Annotated in this window: 15 protein-coding genes and 1 pseudogene; 8 read left to right on the forward strand and 8 right to left on the reverse strand. The window is 66.5% G+C overall.

The genetic code is table 11. From position 1 onward, the window contains the following. Positions 1–2: 2 nt before the first annotated feature. Positions 3–311 (forward strand): DUF2160 domain-containing protein, encoded by a 309-nt coding sequence (locus AB3147_RS12660; RefSeq protein ID WP_056317261.1) that lies wholly within the window; start codon positions 3–5, stop codon positions 309–311. Between the two features lie 118 nt (positions 312–429). Beyond that, a complete protein-coding gene (locus AB3147_RS12665; RefSeq protein WP_175136656.1) occupies positions 430–2,160 on the forward strand; it encodes an ABC transporter substrate-binding protein in 1,731 nt (576 codons plus the stop codon). A gap of 9 nt (positions 2,161–2,169) precedes the next feature. On the opposite strand, the gene AB3147_RS12670 is transcribed toward AB3147_RS12665, so the two are convergent. After that, the gene (locus AB3147_RS12670) at positions 2,170–2,823 is read right to left on the reverse strand and encodes an aspartate/glutamate racemase family protein (RefSeq protein ID WP_367352077.1); all 654 of its coding nucleotides are present in this window, start codon (positions 2,821–2,823) and stop codon (positions 2,170–2,172) included. Between the two features lie 146 nt (positions 2,824–2,969). Here AB3147_RS12670 and AB3147_RS12675 point away from each other — a divergent pair, with 146 nt between their 5' ends. Beyond that, positions 2,970–3,944, forward strand: coding sequence for an alpha/beta hydrolase family protein (locus AB3147_RS12675; RefSeq protein WP_367352078.1), 975 nt, complete (start codon positions 2,970–2,972; stop codon positions 3,942–3,944). 146 nt (positions 3,945–4,090) lie between these two features. Here AB3147_RS12675 and AB3147_RS12680 read toward each other — a convergent pair whose 3' ends face one another. Beyond that, the gene (locus AB3147_RS12680) at positions 4,091–5,146 is read right to left on the reverse strand and encodes a sensor domain-containing diguanylate cyclase (protein WP_255595886.1); all 1,056 of its coding nucleotides are present in this window, start codon (positions 5,144–5,146) and stop codon (positions 4,091–4,093) included. Positions 5,147–5,259: 113 nt separating this feature from the next. Continuing rightward, complete coding sequence (locus AB3147_RS12685; protein ID WP_367352079.1) at positions 5,260–6,156, reverse strand: NAD(P)/FAD-dependent oxidoreductase; 897 nt, start codon at positions 6,154–6,156, stop codon at positions 5,260–5,262. Between the two features lie 272 nt (positions 6,157–6,428). Between AB3147_RS12685 and AB3147_RS12690 the strand changes: the two genes are divergently transcribed. The 3 genes from AB3147_RS12690 (at position 6,429) to AB3147_RS12700 (ending at position 10,386) form a co-directional block, all read left to right on the forward strand. After that, positions 6,429–7,250: an SDR family oxidoreductase gene (locus AB3147_RS12690; protein WP_279974247.1), complete on the forward strand. Its 822-nt coding sequence runs from the start codon at positions 6,429–6,431 to the stop codon at positions 7,248–7,250. Positions 7,251–7,257: 7 nt separating this feature from the next. Further along, positions 7,258–9,078, forward strand: a complete 1,821-nt coding sequence (locus AB3147_RS12695; protein WP_239214530.1) for a glycoside hydrolase family 15 protein — start codon at positions 7,258–7,260, stop codon at positions 9,076–9,078. A gap of 180 nt (positions 9,079–9,258) precedes the next feature. Continuing rightward, on the forward strand, positions 9,259–10,386 hold the full coding sequence (locus tag AB3147_RS12700; RefSeq protein WP_367352080.1) for an acyl-CoA dehydrogenase family protein: 1,128 nt from the start codon (positions 9,259–9,261) through the stop codon (positions 10,384–10,386). Between the two features lie 34 nt (positions 10,387–10,420). Here the strand turns inward: AB3147_RS12700 and AB3147_RS12705 are convergent, their stop codons facing one another. Further along, positions 10,421–10,840: a DUF2784 domain-containing protein gene (locus AB3147_RS12705; RefSeq protein ID WP_367352081.1), complete on the reverse strand. Its 420-nt coding sequence runs from the start codon at positions 10,838–10,840 to the stop codon at positions 10,421–10,423. Between the two features lie 160 nt (positions 10,841–11,000). On the opposite strand from AB3147_RS12705, the gene AB3147_RS12710 reads away from it, so the two are divergent. Continuing rightward, positions 11,001–11,429, forward strand: coding sequence for a nuclear transport factor 2 family protein (locus AB3147_RS12710; protein WP_175185376.1), 429 nt, complete (start codon positions 11,001–11,003; stop codon positions 11,427–11,429). Between the two features lie 13 nt (positions 11,430–11,442). Here the strand turns inward: AB3147_RS12710 and AB3147_RS12715 are convergent, their stop codons facing one another. From AB3147_RS12715 to AB3147_RS12730, 4 genes and pseudogenes are all read right to left on the reverse strand, one after another. Then, a complete protein-coding gene (locus AB3147_RS12715) occupies positions 11,443–12,018 on the reverse strand; it encodes a restriction endonuclease (protein ID WP_175121738.1) in 576 nt (191 codons plus the stop codon). Positions 12,019–12,052: 34 nt separating this feature from the next. After that, positions 12,053–12,310 (reverse strand): RNA-binding S4 domain-containing protein, encoded by a 258-nt coding sequence (locus AB3147_RS12720; RefSeq protein ID WP_175136648.1) that lies wholly within the window; start codon positions 12,308–12,310, stop codon positions 12,053–12,055. A gap of 247 nt (positions 12,311–12,557) precedes the next feature. Beyond that, positions 12,558–13,146: pseudogene (locus tag AB3147_RS12725) on the reverse strand (DUF502 domain-containing protein); the annotation flags it as partial. 159 nt (positions 13,147–13,305) lie between these two features. Continuing rightward, positions 13,306–13,773 carry a winged helix-turn-helix transcriptional regulator gene (locus AB3147_RS12730; RefSeq protein ID WP_175121736.1) on the reverse strand — a complete coding sequence of 156 codons (468 nt, stop codon included), beginning with the start codon at positions 13,771–13,773 and terminating at the stop codon, positions 13,306–13,308. A gap of 135 nt (positions 13,774–13,908) precedes the next feature. Here AB3147_RS12730 and AB3147_RS12735 point away from each other — a divergent pair, with 135 nt between their 5' ends. Then, positions 13,909–15,210, forward strand: a complete 1,302-nt coding sequence (locus AB3147_RS12735) for a D-amino acid dehydrogenase (RefSeq protein ID WP_367352082.1) — start codon at positions 13,909–13,911, stop codon at positions 15,208–15,210. Positions 15,211–15,321 lie beyond the last annotated feature (111 nt).

Genomic DNA, 15,321 nt, shown 5'->3' on the forward strand with positions numbered 1-15,321 from the left:
CCATGTTCAGCTGGATGGTGTGGACCACCCCGGTTGCCGTGTTCTTCAGCTGCATCGTGCTGATGCTGGTGGGCATGACGATCTGGGAGCTGAAGTCGCCCACGCAGGAGCGCAAGGGATTTCTCCCCTTGCGCACCACGCGCGGCGACCGGCTGTTCATCGGCCTGATGGCCGCGGCGTGGCTGAACCTGGCGTTCCTCGGTTTTGGCCAGAAAGCGGTCGAGTGGTTTTCGCTGGATCAGCCGCCATCGGTGTGGATCAGCTTCGTGCTGTCCATGCTGCTGCTGGCCTTCATCATGAAAAAAGGGTGAGAGAAGGGCGCAGACCCTTCGTTGGTTTCGGGCAGTCAGGAAAAGGACTATCGGCCAGCGTCTTCCCCGGCCAGCGGTCCGCAGCACGATAGGGGAAGACTTATCGAGGAGACAGGTCATGAAATTGCGCATGCACGCCATGGCGGCCGCTATCGCCCTGATCGGAACGTCAGGGGCTTGGGCCGGCGAGCCGGAGGCAAAGAAGTGGGTCGATTCGGAGTTCCAGCCTTCGTCGCTGTCCAAGGAACAGCAGATGGCCGAGATGAAATGGTTCATCGACGCTGCGGCCAAGCTCAAGGCCAAGGGCGTCAATGAGGTCAGCGTGGTGTCCGAAACCATCACCACGCACGAGTACGAGTCCAAGGTGCTGGCCAAGGCCTTTGCCGAAATCACCGGCATCAAGGTCAATCACGACCTCATCCAGGAAGGCGACGTCGTCGAAAAGCTCCAGACGTCCATGCAGTCCGGCAAGTCCATCTACGACGGCTGGATCTCCGATTCCGACCTGATTGGCACCCACTACCGCTACGGCGCCATCCTGCCGCTGTCCGACTACATGGCCGGGGCCGGCAAGGAATGGACCAATCCCGATCTGGACCTGAAGGACTTCATCGGCACCAAGTTCACCACCGCGCCCGACGGCAAGCTGTATCAGTTGCCGGACCAGCAGTTCGCCAACGTGTACTGGTTCCGCGCCGACTGGTTCGCGCGGCCGGACCTGAAGGAAAAATTCAAGGCCAAGTACGGCTATGAACTGGGCGTGCCCACCAACTGGTCGGCGTACGAAGACATCGCCACGTTCTTCTCCAACGACGTCAAGGAGATCGACGGCAAGCGCGTCTACGGTCACATGGACTACGGCAAGAAGGATCCGTCGCTGGGCTGGCGCTTCACCGATGCGTGGCTGTCGATGGCGGGCGCGGCCGACAAAGGCCTGCCCAACGGCATGCCCGTGGACGAATGGGGCATTCGCGTGGCCGACGACAAGTGCACGCCGGTCGGCGCGTCCGTGTCGCGCGGCGGGGCCACGAACAGCCCGGCCGCCGTGTACGCGCTGACCAAGTACATCGACTGGATGAAGAAGTTCGCGCCGCAGCAGGCCATGGGCATGACCTTCTCGGAAGCCGGACCCGTGCCCGCGCAGGGCCAGATCGCCCAGCAGATCTTCTGGTACACGGCCTTTACCGCCGACATGACCAAGAAGGGGCTGCCCGTCGTGAACGACGACGGCACCCCGAAGTGGCGCATGGCCCCGTCGCCGTACGGCCCGTACTGGAAGGACGGCATGCAGAACGGCTACCAGGACGTGGGCTCGTGGACCTTCTTCAAGTCCACCAACCCCGACAAGATGGCGGCCGCGTGGCTGTATGCGCAGTTCGTCACGTCCAAATCGGTGTCGCTCAAAAAGTCCATTACCGGCCTGACCTTCATCCGCGACAGCGATATCAACAGCGAGTTCTTCACCAAGAACGCGGCCAACTACGGCGGCCTGATCGAGTTCTACCGCAGTCCCGCGCGCGTGGCATGGACGCCCACCGGCACCAACGTGCCGGACTATCCGAAGCTGGCGCAGCTCTGGTGGAAGAACGTCGCCACCGCGGTCACAGGGGAAAAGACCCCGCAGGCCGCGATGGACAACCTGGCCAACGAAATGGATCAGGTGATGGCGCGGCTTGAGCGGGCGGGCATGGCGCAGTGCGCGCCGAAGCTCAACCCCAAGAGCGATCCGAGCAAGTGGCTGTCGGACCAGCACGCGCCTTGGAAGAAGCTGGCCAATGAAAAGCCGAAGGGCGAGACGATTCCCTACGAGCAACTGCTGTCGGCGTGGAAGGCAGGGAAGGTGAGGTAAGCGGCAGGCTCAGGGCGCCGCCAACCGCGCCGCCAGCGCCAAGGATGCGGAGGCGGCGTCCAGGGGACGGCACGCTGCGGGCAGGGCGCTGGCGGCGTCCGCCATCCACGGATGGGCAAATGCCACCACGTCCGCGCCGCCTTCCTGGGCGTCGCGGGCCGCTTGCGCGACGGCAGCAAGACATGCGGCCGTCTCGCCGCGCTTGAACAGATCCCAGGCAAGGGGCACCAGACGCACGTCGACCGTGGCGTTGACCGGTCGCGCATGGCGTTCGAACAGCGCGCGATTGGCCGCGAGGGTGGATTCGACGGCGCACAGCACCACGATGCGGGCGCCTGCGCGAGCCGCCGCGTGCGCCAGCGCCTCATCCGCGCGGATGACGGGGGCGCCTATCCCCGTGATGCCGTCAACGACGGGACCGAGCGTGGCGCATGTGACAATCACGGCGTCCGCGCCGGCCGCCAAGTCCTGCAACGCCGCCGTAATGTCGTCCTGCACGCTGCCGGGTATCGCGCTGGCCGTGGCCCGCGCCTGATCAACGGCAATCCTGAACGCCGGCCGCACGGCATGGCGCAGCGCGTCGGCGGCCAATCCCGCGTCGCGGGCTGCCTGCTCGAAAATCGCCGGATTGCTGTCGATGGTGTGCAACAAGGAAATCTGCATGATGGGGTAAAACCTTGGGCTTCGTGAATGTCGAAAGCGGCATTCTGGTGCCGGCTGAAAATGGCAACAAGACAAGCCCGAATACTGGTATTGCCGATACCCTGCGCGCGACAAATCGATTCAACGCTTTTCCTCAACTTGCCCGCATGACCTACGCCTCGAAATTCCTGCACGTTCTGATTCCTGCCGTCCTGGCGCTTTCTGGCGGTGCGGCGCAAGCCGCCGGCTTCCAGCGCCTGAACCTGCCGATGGACCAGAACGGCCCGGGCCTGCAAGGCGCGGTCTGGACACCGTGCGCCGAACCCGCAGCGGAAATCAAGGTGGGCCGCGTCGCCATTCAAGGGGTGCAGGGCTGCAAGGCGCCGGAAGGGCGCTATCCGCTCATCGTCATGTCGCACGGCTCGGCGGGCTCGTATCTCAGCCACCACGACACCGCGGCCGCGCTGGCGGATGCCGGCTTCGTGGTGGCGGCGATCAACCACGTGGGCGACAACGCGCAGGACAAATCCCGGCAGGGATATTTGTCGATCTTTTCCACCCGGCCCCGCGAAATGCGCCGGCTGATCGACTACATGACCGGCGCGTGGCCGGACAAGGCAAGGATCGATCCCAATAGGATCGGCTTCTTCGGTTTTTCGCGCGGCGGGTATACGGGCCTGGTGCTGGCCGGCGCGGCGCCGGACCTGGCGGCGGGGCTGGCGATCTGCGCTGACCAGCCGTCGCTGCCGATGTGCCGCGACATCGCAGCCGGGAAGGTGCCGCAGCAACCCTATCCGGCGGAGCCACGCATCAAGGCGGCGGTCATTGCCGATCCGCTCAACGTGTTTCCGGGCGATGCGCTCAAGCGCGTGACGCTACCCATTCAGCTATGGGCGTCGGAGCGGGGCGGCGAAGGCGTCAGCCCGGCCAGCGTCGAGGCCGTGCGCCAGGGCCTGGGCGCCACGCCGGATTTTCGGGTGGCTGCGGGCGCGGGACATTACGCGTTTCTAGCGCCGTGCTCGGCTGAACAGGCCGAGGCGCTGCCCGGCATCTGCCGCGACGAGGCGGGTATTGATCGGCTGGCGTTTCATCGTGAACTGAACGCCCAGGTGACGGCGTTCTTCAAGGCGCGGCTGCAATAGCCGCGCGTCCGCGTTCCAAAGGAACAGCCGCGCGTCCGCGCTTCAAAGGAACAGCCGCGCGTCCGCGCTTTCCGGAGCGAGCGCGCCGGCGCTTCGACGAATGGTCGCGCGCCGCCGCTTCAACGGTAGATGCGCCGCGCGATCGATCAGTGAATGACCCGCGCCGCCCGGCGCGCGTGCTTGATTTCATACATGCGGGTATCGGCCAGTCGGACAGCCGCCTCCGCGTCCAGGCCCGCGGGGTCCAGCGCCACGACGCCGGCGCTGGCGCCTTCGTAGGCCACGGTGGCGTCGCCCAGCCGATAACGGCCCATGGAGGCGGCCAGGACGCGTTCTTCCATCGCTCGGGCGGCCTCGTCGGGCTCGGCCTGTTGGCTCACGCCGCCTTCGTCGGCACGTTTGCCCGTCAGCGCGGGGCCGGGCCCGATGAGCACGAATTCGTCGCCACCCACGCGTCCCAGCATGTCCGACCCGCGCAGCGCCGCCGCCATGCGCCGCGAGACTTCCTGCAGAAAGAGGTCGCCCGCCTGGTGGCCGTACGTGTCGTTGATGCTCTTGAAACCATCCAGATCGATGACGCCGACCAGCACGCTGCCGTTTTCGCGCACGGCGCGCGCCAGCAGCCGGTCCAGCGCCTCATAGACGGCACGCCGATTGGGCAGGCCCGTCAGCGTGTCGGTCAGCGCATAGGACATGAGCTGGACGTTGGCCGAGTGCAGCTGTTCAACGAGCATTTCGCGTTCGATGAAGCTGGCGATTACGCTGGAAAAAAGCTTCAGCACCGCTTCGGCCTGCGGGCTGATGTCGTGCCGCCGGGCACTGGCGGCGCACAGCGTGCCGTACAGGGCGCCGTCATCGGCGCGCACCGGCGCGCTGACGTAGGTCTGGATGCCCAACTGCCGGGCCGCGTCTGAATCCGGCCAGCATTGCGACACGTCGCTGGTGCACATGCGGCCTTCGTCCAGCGCGCGCTTGCACAGCGTGTCGTCCCAGGGCACGGACAGTCCTTCCGGTATCTGCAGCTGCCCCACGTTGCGCGCGTAGCGCACATGCTGCAGGTCGGCCTTAAGGTCGATGGCGGTGAGGTAGGTGGATTCAAGTCCGGTGACGGCGCCCAGCATGTCCAGCAGCGGGCGGGTCAACTGCTCGACTGACTTGGCAGCGGGCAGGGTGGTGGAAAGTTCGGCGAGGATGGGATCCAGCACGGCTGCTCCTGGATTCGTTGTCGGATGAACTTGCGGCCCGTGCTCCATGCCGGAGCCCGGGCCGCCAATCCCGCCATTATGCACGGCCGGGGGTTCAGGCCAAAGACTGCTTACGCCATGACCAGCGACCGGTGCGCGCAGACGCCGGCCATGACGCCGGAGGCGCTGGCCAGCGTGGCGTTGGACATCGGTGTGGACGCGTCGCCGGCGGCGTACACGCCGGGCACCGTGGTCTGCTTCAGCTCGTCCACGCGGATCACGGGTCCCAGCGGCCCCTCGTCGAACGCGCATCCCAGCTGGTCGGCAAGCGGACTGGCCATGTGTGCGCGGCTGGCGACGAACAGCGCGCGCAGCGGCACCTCGCGTCCAGCGGCCAGCACGACGCCGTCCAAGGCGGGCGCTGCGCCCAGCAGCGCGACTACCGGCGTGCGCTCGATGTGGACGCCACGCGCGGCGAGATGCTGCGCGTCTTCTGGCGAAGGTTCGAACTGCCCTTGCGTGAAGTACGTGGTCGGCCCCCAGTCGGGCAGCATCATCGCCTGATGGGCGGACATCGGATGCGCGGCCAGCACGCCCAGTGGATTGCCTGCGACTTCGTAGCCATGGCAGTACGGGCAGTGCAGCACCGTCTGCCCCCAGCGTTCCTCAAGTCCAGGCAGCGGCGGCAACTCGTCGCGCATGCCGGTGGCCAGGATCAGGCGCGCGCCGCGTACCTGCTTGCCGTCCGCCATGACGATGCCGAATCCGCCATCTTGCGGCTGGGCCTGGACCGCCTCGCCGTCCAGGAAGGCAACGGTCGGATAGCGGGCAAGTTGCGCGCGGGCGGTGGCTACGATCTCGTGCGGCGGCACGCCGTCCTGCCCAAGAAAGCCGTGCGCGTGCGCGGCATAGCGGTTGCGGGGTTTGGCCGCGTCGACCAGCAACACCCGCCGGCGGGCGCGCGCCAGTTGCATGGCAGCGGACAGGCCGGCAAAGCTGCCGCCGATGATGATGACGTCGTAGTGCATGGTGAGACCCTCACGCGGTGGTTACGATACTTGATAAGTTGCATGATAGAAGTGCATGCGATCTTATGCAACCTATGTTGTTGCGTATTGCGTGATAGCGGGCAGGAATGCCGCTTGCAGCAGAGCGCCGCGCCGCATGGGGCGGTCCAGCGAAAACCCTGCGCGTAGCGGCATCCTCCCGCCGCCGGGTTGCGCCGGCCCCCCGGGCGGGACTACCCTGAAACCCTCTATACCGGCAGCTTGGCCACACGCCGGCCGCCAAGGAGACTGGCATGCAGCACACGACTGACCTGAACGGCCGCGTGGCCGTGGTGACAGGCGCGTCTTCAGGCATTGGGCGCGCCACCGCAATCGGACTTGCCGAAGCGGGAGCGCGAGTGGTGGTGAACCACCGGGCGGGCGGAGACTCCCAAGCCCGGGGCGCGGCGGTGGTGGAATCGATCCAGCGGAGCGGCGGGACGGCGGTCGCAGCCGCGGCAGACATCAGCCGCGAGGCCGACGTCGACCATCTGTTCGAGCAAGCCGTGCAGCACTTCGGACGGGTGGACATCCTGGTCAACAACGCGGGGGTTGAGCATCCGTCGCCCATTGCCGACATGACGCTCGCAGACTGGCAGCGCGTGATCGACGTAAACCTGACCGGCCACTTCCTGTGCGCCCGCGCGGCGGCCCGAGCCTTCAAGACGCAGCCGCCCGATCCCTCCCGCCAGAACCGCTCGGTGGGCAACATCCTCTTCATCAGCTCGGTGCACGAAGTGATCCCCTGGGCGTTCCAGGTGAACTACGCCGCGTCCAAGGGCGGCATTTCGCTGCTGATGAAATCCCTGGCGCAGGAGCTGGCGCCCGACCGCATCCGGGTCAACTCCATTGCGCCCGGCGCCATCCGCACCGCGATCAACCAGCCAGCGTGGGACACCCCGCAGGCGCTGGCCAAGCTGCTGGAACTCATCCCCTACGGCCGGATCGGCGAGCCCGAGGACATCGCACAGGCGGCCGTGTGGCTGGCCAGCGATGCGTCCGACTACGTCACCGGCACCACGCTCTTCGTGGACGGCGGCATGACGCTATACCCCGAATTCCGCGGCGCGGGCTGAGGCGCGCATGTCCAAACCCCTGGAGGACTACGGACTCATCGGCAACATGCTGTCCGCCGCGCTGGTGGCGCGCGACGGCTCGATCGACTGGCTGTGCCTGCCGCATTTCGATTCGCCCGCGTGCTTTGCCGCCTTGCTGGGCGACCAGCGTCACGGGCGCTGGCTGATCGCGCCGCACGGCAAGATCAAGTCGACGTCCCGCCGCTACGTGCCCGACACGGCGGTGCTGGAGACCCGCTTCGAGACCCGTACGGGCTCGGTGCTGGTGTACGACTTCATGCCGCTCAGCGATGACGACGAGCGCGTGGACGTAGTGCGCATCGTGCGCGGCGAGTCCGGCCATGTGCAGATGGACATGGAGCTGATCCTGCGCTTCAACTACGGTCAGAGCGTGCCGTGGGTGCGGCGGCGCGATTATGGCCTGAACGCCATCGCGGGCCCGGACGCGGTCGAGCTGCATACGCCCATCGAGCTCGAAGGCCACGACATGAAGACCACGGCGCGGTTCTCGCTGCATCCGGGCCGCGTCGTGCCGTTCACGCTGTCCTATCACCGCTCGCACCGCACGCCCCGGTTCGTGCCGGACCGCGTCGAAAGCATGGACCGCACCGTGTCGTGGTGGCAGGAATGGGCCAAACGCTGTCATTGGGACGGGCCGGGCGACGGGCGTCGCGATGCCGTGGTGCGTTCGCTGATCACGCTGAAGCTGCTGACGTTTCAGCCGACGGGCGGGATCATCGCCGCGCCGACGACCTCGCTGCCTGAAGCGCTGGGCGGCAGCCGCAATTGGGACTACCGCCATTGCTGGCTGCGCGACTCGGCGCTGACGCTGTACGCCTTGCTCAACGCCGGCTATCGCGAAGAGGCCGAGGCGTGGCGCCAATGGCTGCTGCGCGCGGTGGCGGGACACCCCGACCAGCTGCAGATCATGTACGGCATCGCGGGCGATCGCTGGCTGCCCGAGCTGGAGATTCCGTGGCTGCCCGGCTACGAAGGCAGCCAGCCGGTGCGCCGGGGCAATGGTGCCGCGGGGCAGAGCCAGCTCGACATCTACGGCGAACTCATTGATACGCTCTACGCCGCCCGCGTCGCGGATCTGGCGCCGCTGGCCGAAGCCTGGCGCCTGCAGAACGTGTTGCTCAAGCCGCTGGAGCAGCGCTGGCGCGAACTGGACCACGGCATCTGGGAAGTCCGGGGCGAACGGCGCGCCTTCACGCATTCGCGCGTGATGTGCTGGGTGGCGTTCGACCGGGCGGTCAAGGCCTGCGAGCGCTGGGGCCTGAAGGGGCCGGTCGATGCCTGGCGCCGGCTGCGCGAACGCATCCACAAGGACATCTGCGAGCATGGCTACGACCGCACCCGCGGCTGCTTCGTGCAGAGTTACGGATCGCCGGCGCTGGACGCGAGCCTGCTGCTGATCCCGCAGGTGGGCTTTCTGCCGGCAAGCGATCCGCGCGTGGCGGGCACCGTGCACGCCATTGAACGGGAACTCATGCACGGCGGTCTGCTGCGCCGCTATTCGGTCGAGGATACCGACGACGGGCTGGAGGGCGAGGAGGGCGTCTTCCTGGCGTGCAGTTTCTGGCTGGCAGATGCCTACGTCATGCAGGGCCGGCTGGGCGATGCGGAGCGGCTTTTCGACCGTCTGCTGTCCCTGCGCAACGACCTGGGGCTGCTGTCGGAAGAGTACGACGTCGTGCGCCGCCGCCTGGTGGGCAACTTTCCGCAGGGTTTTTCGCATATCGGCCTGGTGAACACGGCCTACAACCTGAGCCGCGCCATGGGACCGGCGCAGCAGCGCGCGGAACAGGACGCGCCGCGGGGATAGGGACGGGCCGCGCGGGCTTAAAAGGCGCACCGCGGGCGTTGCACAACGCGCGCCGGCCGGGGCCCGCGCCGGTGTATTCTCGCAATCACACGGCGCCGCCCGCCCGGCGCCGGTCATGCACACCACAAAAAACGCGCGCAGCGGCTCGATCGACGGCCCGCCGCATCAGGAGAGACAAGCATGCTTTTGACCGACGAACAGCAAAGCGTCCAGGAGATGGCGCGCCGGTTTGCGCAGGAGCGCCTGGCGCCCAATGCCGAACGCTGGGATCGCGAACACCACTATCCCGCCGACGCCATCGCCGAAATGGCGCAGCTGGGCTTTTTCGGCATGCTGGTGCCGGAAGCGTGGGATGGCAACGACAGCGGCTATATCTCGTACGCGGTGGCGCTGGAAGAAATCGCCGCGGGCAGCGGCGCCTGCTCCACCATCATGAGCGTGCACAACTCGGTCGGCTGCATGCCCATCCTGAAGTTCGGCAACGACGACCAGAAGGCGCAGTTTCTGCGGCCGCTGGCGCGTGGCGAACACATCGGCGCATTCGCGCTGACCGAACCGCAGGCCGGCTCCGACGCGAGCAGCCTGCATACCCGCGCGCGGCGCGACGGCGACCACTACATCCTCAATGGCGCCAAGCAGTTCATCACGTCCGGGCGCAACGGGCAGATGGTCATCGTGTTCGCGGTCACCGACCCCGACGCGGGCAAGCGCGGCATCTCGGCGTTCATCGTCCCCACCGATACGCCGGGCTACAAGGTGCTGCGCGTGGAAGACAAGCTTGGCCAGCACGCGTCCGACACCTGCCAGATCGCATTTGAAGACATGCGCATCCCGGCGGCGTGGCGCCTGGGCGAAGAAGGCGAGGGCTACAAGATCGCCTTGTCCAACCTGGAAGGTGGGCGCATCGGCATTGCGTCGCAGTCGGTGGGCATGGCGCGGGCTGCCTTCGAATGCGCGCGCGACTACGCCCGCGATCGACTAGCCTTCGGCAAACCCATCATCGAACACCAGGCCGTGTCGTTCCGCCTGGCGGATATGGCGACGCAGATCCACGCGGCCCGCCAGATGGTGCTGCACGCCGCGGCCTTGCGCGAAGCGGGCAGGCCGGCATTGACCGAGGCGTCCATGGCCAAGCTGTTCGCGTCCGAGATGGCTGAAAAGGTCTGCTCGGCGGCGATTCAGACGCTGGGCGGTTATGGCTACCTGAAGGATTTCCCGGTCGAGCGCATTTATCGCGATGTGCGCGTCTGCCAGATCTACGAGGGCACCAGCGACATCCAGCGCCTGGTGATCGCGCGCAGCCTGTAGCGGCGCGGGGCAGGGGTGGGGCGGTTCGCGTTGTTCAGGAGCGGGCCTGTACGGACTGCCGCGCTTGGGCAGCAGCCGCAGCCGCGCGGCGCACATCGGCCCGGCGGCGCGCCCACACGGTATAGACGACGATGTTGCCCACGATCAGCACCGCCGCCAGCAGCATCTGCGTCGCCCGCGTGATGCCCTCGGGGTAGATGATGCCCAGCACGTAGTGCTCGATGAAGCCGCCCGCGTAGCCTTCCTGACCCGCGCGTTCGCGCAGCGACACCTCCAGCGGCGTCAGCGGACAGATCCAGCCCATGCCGATCACCATCGCACCCCACGCCAGCGCTGGCAGGTGCCAGAACGCCATGCGCGGTTTCCACAGCGCCAGCAGGCCGCCGAACACCACGAATGCGACAAACAGGCCATGTATCACCAGCACGAGGTCGGCAAGGATGCGATAGGTCATCTTTGAAATGGGTAAATGGCGGGGCGCCGCAAACCGGCGGGAGGTGCATTAAAGCGTATGCCAGCACGCGGCGTGCGGGGCATTGGCAACAAGGCGAGACGGCTGATGACCGAATAGAATGCGGGCGTGTTCAATCCAAGATACTCCCGGGACCCACGCCATGCACGCTTCGATCACCGCCGCCATCCAGGACGCCGAGGAACGGCTGCGCCAGGCCATGCTGTCCTCGGACATCGCCGCGCTGGAAGCGCTGCTGCATCCGGACCTGCTGTTCGTCAATCACATGGGCTGGACCGTCACGCGCGAGGATGACCTGGATGCGCACCGCGGCGGATTGCTGAAGATCCACGCGCTGGACCTGTCCGAACAATGCATCCTGCCGCGCGCGGATTGCGCGGTGGTGTCGGTGCTTGCCCGCATTGCGGGCAGCTACAACGGCGTGCCGGCCAACGGCACGTTCCGGTTCATGCGAACCTGGGCGCCGGATTCGGCGGCGGGTGCTGCGGCGGGTGAGGGGGCCGGCGCGACGCCTGGTGCCACGGCAGGTGCGTGGCGCGTCATTGCGGCCAGTTCGGTGATGGTGGTCTGAAACCGCAGGGGTATCAGACCTTCAGGTCGCGCAGCAGCTTGGTCAGTTCCGGGGCGGTCATCAGGGAGACGCCCTGCGCCTTGGCGTATTGCAAGGCGTTGTCCGACACGTCGCCCAGCGCGATGTAAATGGCTTCGCGGGCGCCGCGCTTTTCGCGCACGGCCTGCAGTTCGCGCAGCGGTTCCACGCCGTTTCTGGCGGCTTTCCAACGCTTGGCGCTGACGATGGCCACGTGGCCGTCCTTGCTCAGCGCGAAATCGGCGCCGGGCGCCTGCAGGCGCTCGACCTCACAGCCGTCGCGGCGGAAACCGGCTTCAACGGTCTTTGAAAAGTCTGCCCACGACATGGCGGCAACGGTTTCGGTCACCGCCTGCACGCGGGCGCCGGACGGCGCGCGCAGCTGCTTGTAGGCGGCCATGATCGAAATCACGGCAAACGGCACCGCGGCAAAGACGCCCATCGCGGCATACTCCAGCGGCAGCGCGGCAAAGCCGCCCGCGCTCAGCAGCACGGCCACGCCGGCGCTCATCCACCACGGCGAGCGCAGCAGCACGGCAAAGATGGAGTTCTGGGACATCTTGAATTTCATGGCAGCTCGCGACGTGGTGGGATCAACAGGGAAGTCAGGCGCTGTCGCCGTGGTCGTCGTGGCCGCCGGCAAAGGCGCGGACCACGATGCGCACGCCGCCGCAGGTGACGATCTGACCATCGCGGATCTTGGCCGTTTTGCGCGTTTCGACTACGCCGCCGACGCTGACCTGGCCGTCGGCCACCAGCATCTTGCCAGCGCCGCCGCTGTCGACGACGCCGGTCGCCTTCAGCAGCTGATTGATTTCAATGTAGGGGCTGCCTTCGGCAAGCGTGAATTCGATGATGGACATGGAAGTGCTTCGGTAAATCGAGGTCAGGCGGGGCCGTTGCCGGGGGTGCGCGGGTTGGCCGGGTTACCGGCAGCGGCGGGCTGATTTGCGGACGGCGCGACGGACGGGGCGACGGCCGGGGTGGCGGCCGGGGAAACGGACGAGCCGGCGGTTTGGCCCGCGGGCTGGGCGGCCGGCTGCGACACCGGATGAGCCACTGGCTTATCCGCGGCCGCGTCCGGGCTGGCCGTCGGCACGGGGCGGATGCCGCCGGTTTCTGCCCGCGCCATCCAGGCGATCAGCGACGAGCGCATGGCTTCCTCGACCGACATCTGGATGGGCTGCACCCATTCCTGCGGCACGAACACCGTATAGCCGCCAATCATGTAGCCCATCGGCAGGTAGACGGCGACACGATCGCCCTGGGTGAATCCCTCGGGCAGGCCATCGGTGCCGCGGCGCGTCACCAGGCCCACCAGCTCAAGCTGCTGGCCCGGGATGCGCAGGACAACGACCTGCTGGGCCGTGTTCTTGGAACTGGGCGAGAAGTAATCCGCAAAGCTCTTGAGCGACGAATAGATGCTCTTGACCACCGGCAAGTTGGTGAAGGGCATCTCGACCAGCGTCAGGAAACGCTGCACGCGCTGCTTGGACACCAGGTAGCCGATGGCCAGAATGCCCAGGATGCCCAGCGCCAGGCCCATGCCCGGCACGTAGAAGCCGCCGATGAACGGGCGCAGGAACGTCAGCGCCACGCCTTCCGTCCAGGCCAGAAAGAGGTACAGCAGGTAGATCGTCAGCGCCAGCGGCAGGACGGTGATCAGGCCGCGGAAGAAGTATTTATAAAGACGGGTCATGGGCAAGAGCAAAAATTAGGGTCGGACGAGCGCATCGGCTCGCCGGGAAGGGCCGCAGCATAGCAGCCGCCGCAGGAATTATCGGTAACAAGGCGGGCGCCCCTAGCCGGGCGCCCCTGGCCGGGCGCGGCGCATCCCTTCTTTTAGTGTGAACAGGCCCTAGCGGTCCACCGGCAGGAAGAGCGTCTCCTTGATCTCCTCCATCACGATGTAGCTGTGAGACTCGGCGGACGCGGGCAGCCGCTTCAGGATTTCGCCCAGAAGACGGCGGTATTCATTCATTTCAGACAGGCGCGCCTTGACCAGGTAGTCGAATTCGCCCGACACCAGGTGGCATTCCATGACCTCGGGCACGTACAGCAGTTCCTGCTTGACCTTGTCGAAGACGTCGCCCGACTTGGCCGACAGCTTGATCTCCAGGAAGACAAGCAGATTCTTGCCGAGCGCCGCAGGATTGACGCGCGCATGGTAACCCGTGATGACGCCTTCGCGCTCCATGCGCTTGACGCGGTCGGAGCAGGGGGTGGCCGACAGGCTCACACGCTCGGCCAATTCCGTGACCGAAATCCGGCCTTCGCGCTGCAGGATGTCGAGGATTTTGAGGTCAATTCGGTCGAGGTCGCGCATTTCACTAACGCCGGTCGAAAAACAAGGTTGGCCCGAGAAAAACCACTGCCCAAGGAAAATCTTCAGTGTTTTTCACTGCTGAAGGGGTCATAGACTACCGAAATTCCCAGACAAATCCAAATACCGGAAAGAATCATGCATGTGATCGTCCTCGGCAGCGGCGTCATCGGCACCACCACCGCCTATTACCTGGCCCGGCAGGGCGCCAAAGTGACCGTGCTGGACCGCCAGCCCGCCGCGGCGCAGGAGACCAGCTACGCCAATGCCGGACAGGTGTCGCCTGGCTATTCCACGCCCTGGGCTGCGCCCGGCATTCCGCTCAAGGCGATCAAATGGCTCTTCAAGAAACATGCGCCGCTGGCGATCCGCCTGGACGGCAGCCTGTTCCAGCTCAAATGGATGGCCGCCATGCTGGCCAACTGCTCGGCCGACCGCTACGCCGTCAATAAGGAACGCATGCTGCGCCTGTCCGAGTACAGCCGCGACTGCCTGCGTGAACTGCGCGCCGCCACCGGCATCCACTACGAAGAGCGCGCGCGCGGCACGCTCCAGTTGTTCCGCACCGAAGCCCAGATGGAAGCCGCGCGCCGCGACATCGCCGTGCTCGAAGAGGTGGGCGTTCCCTACGAATTGCTGGACCGCCACCGTCTCGTCACGGCCGAGCCCGCGCTCGCCAACTCCGCGCACAAGCTCACCGGCGGCCTGCGCCTGCCCAATGATGAAACCGGTGACTGCCAGCTTTTCACCCGCCGCCTGGCGGACATGGCGGCCGCACTGGGCGTTGAATTCCGTTTTGGCCAAAGCGTCACGGGCCTGAACACCGCCGGCGGCCAGATCACCGGCGTGCGCGTCGGCGACGAAGTCCTCACGGCCGACCGCTATGTGGCCGCCTTCGGCAGCTACACCCGCGGTTTTCTCGAACCCCTCGGCCTGGACCTGCCGGTGTATCCGGTCAAGGGCTACTCCCTCACCATTCCCATGAAGGACGAGGCCGCCGCGCCGGTGTCGACGGTGCTGGACGAAACCTACAAGGTCGCCGTCACGCGCTTTGACCAGCGGATCCGCGTGGGCGGCATGGCCGAATTGTCCGGCTTCGACCTGCGCCTGAAGGACGCCCGCCGCAAGACGCTGGAACTGGTGGTCAACGATCTGTTCCCCGGCAGCGGCCACGTGGCCCAGGCCGAGTTCTGGACCGGCCTGCGTCCCATGACGCCGGACAGCACGCCGGTCGTCGGCGCCACCCGCTACAACAACCTCTACCTGAACACCGGCCACGGCACGCTGGGCTGGACCATGGCTTGCGGTTCCGGCAAGCTGGTCGCGGATCTCGTCATGGGCCAGCGCCCCGCCATCAGCACCGACGGGCTCGGGTTGTCGCGCTACGATCGCAGCGCGGCGTCCCGCCAGCAACTGGTGCTGGACGGCAAGGGCGCTTGAGCAGGACTTAAGCTGCACCTCGAGGCGTGCTTGGGTTGCGTGATCCGCGCCTCGAATCGCGTCTGAACTGCGTCTCACCGGCCTGCGCCTGATCTCGCGCTTGCACGGCCA

The sequence above is a fragment of the Achromobacter animicus genome (assembly GCF_040775605.1).
GTDB classification, from domain to species: Bacteria; Pseudomonadota; Gammaproteobacteria; order Burkholderiales; family Burkholderiaceae_B; genus Achromobacter; species Achromobacter animicus.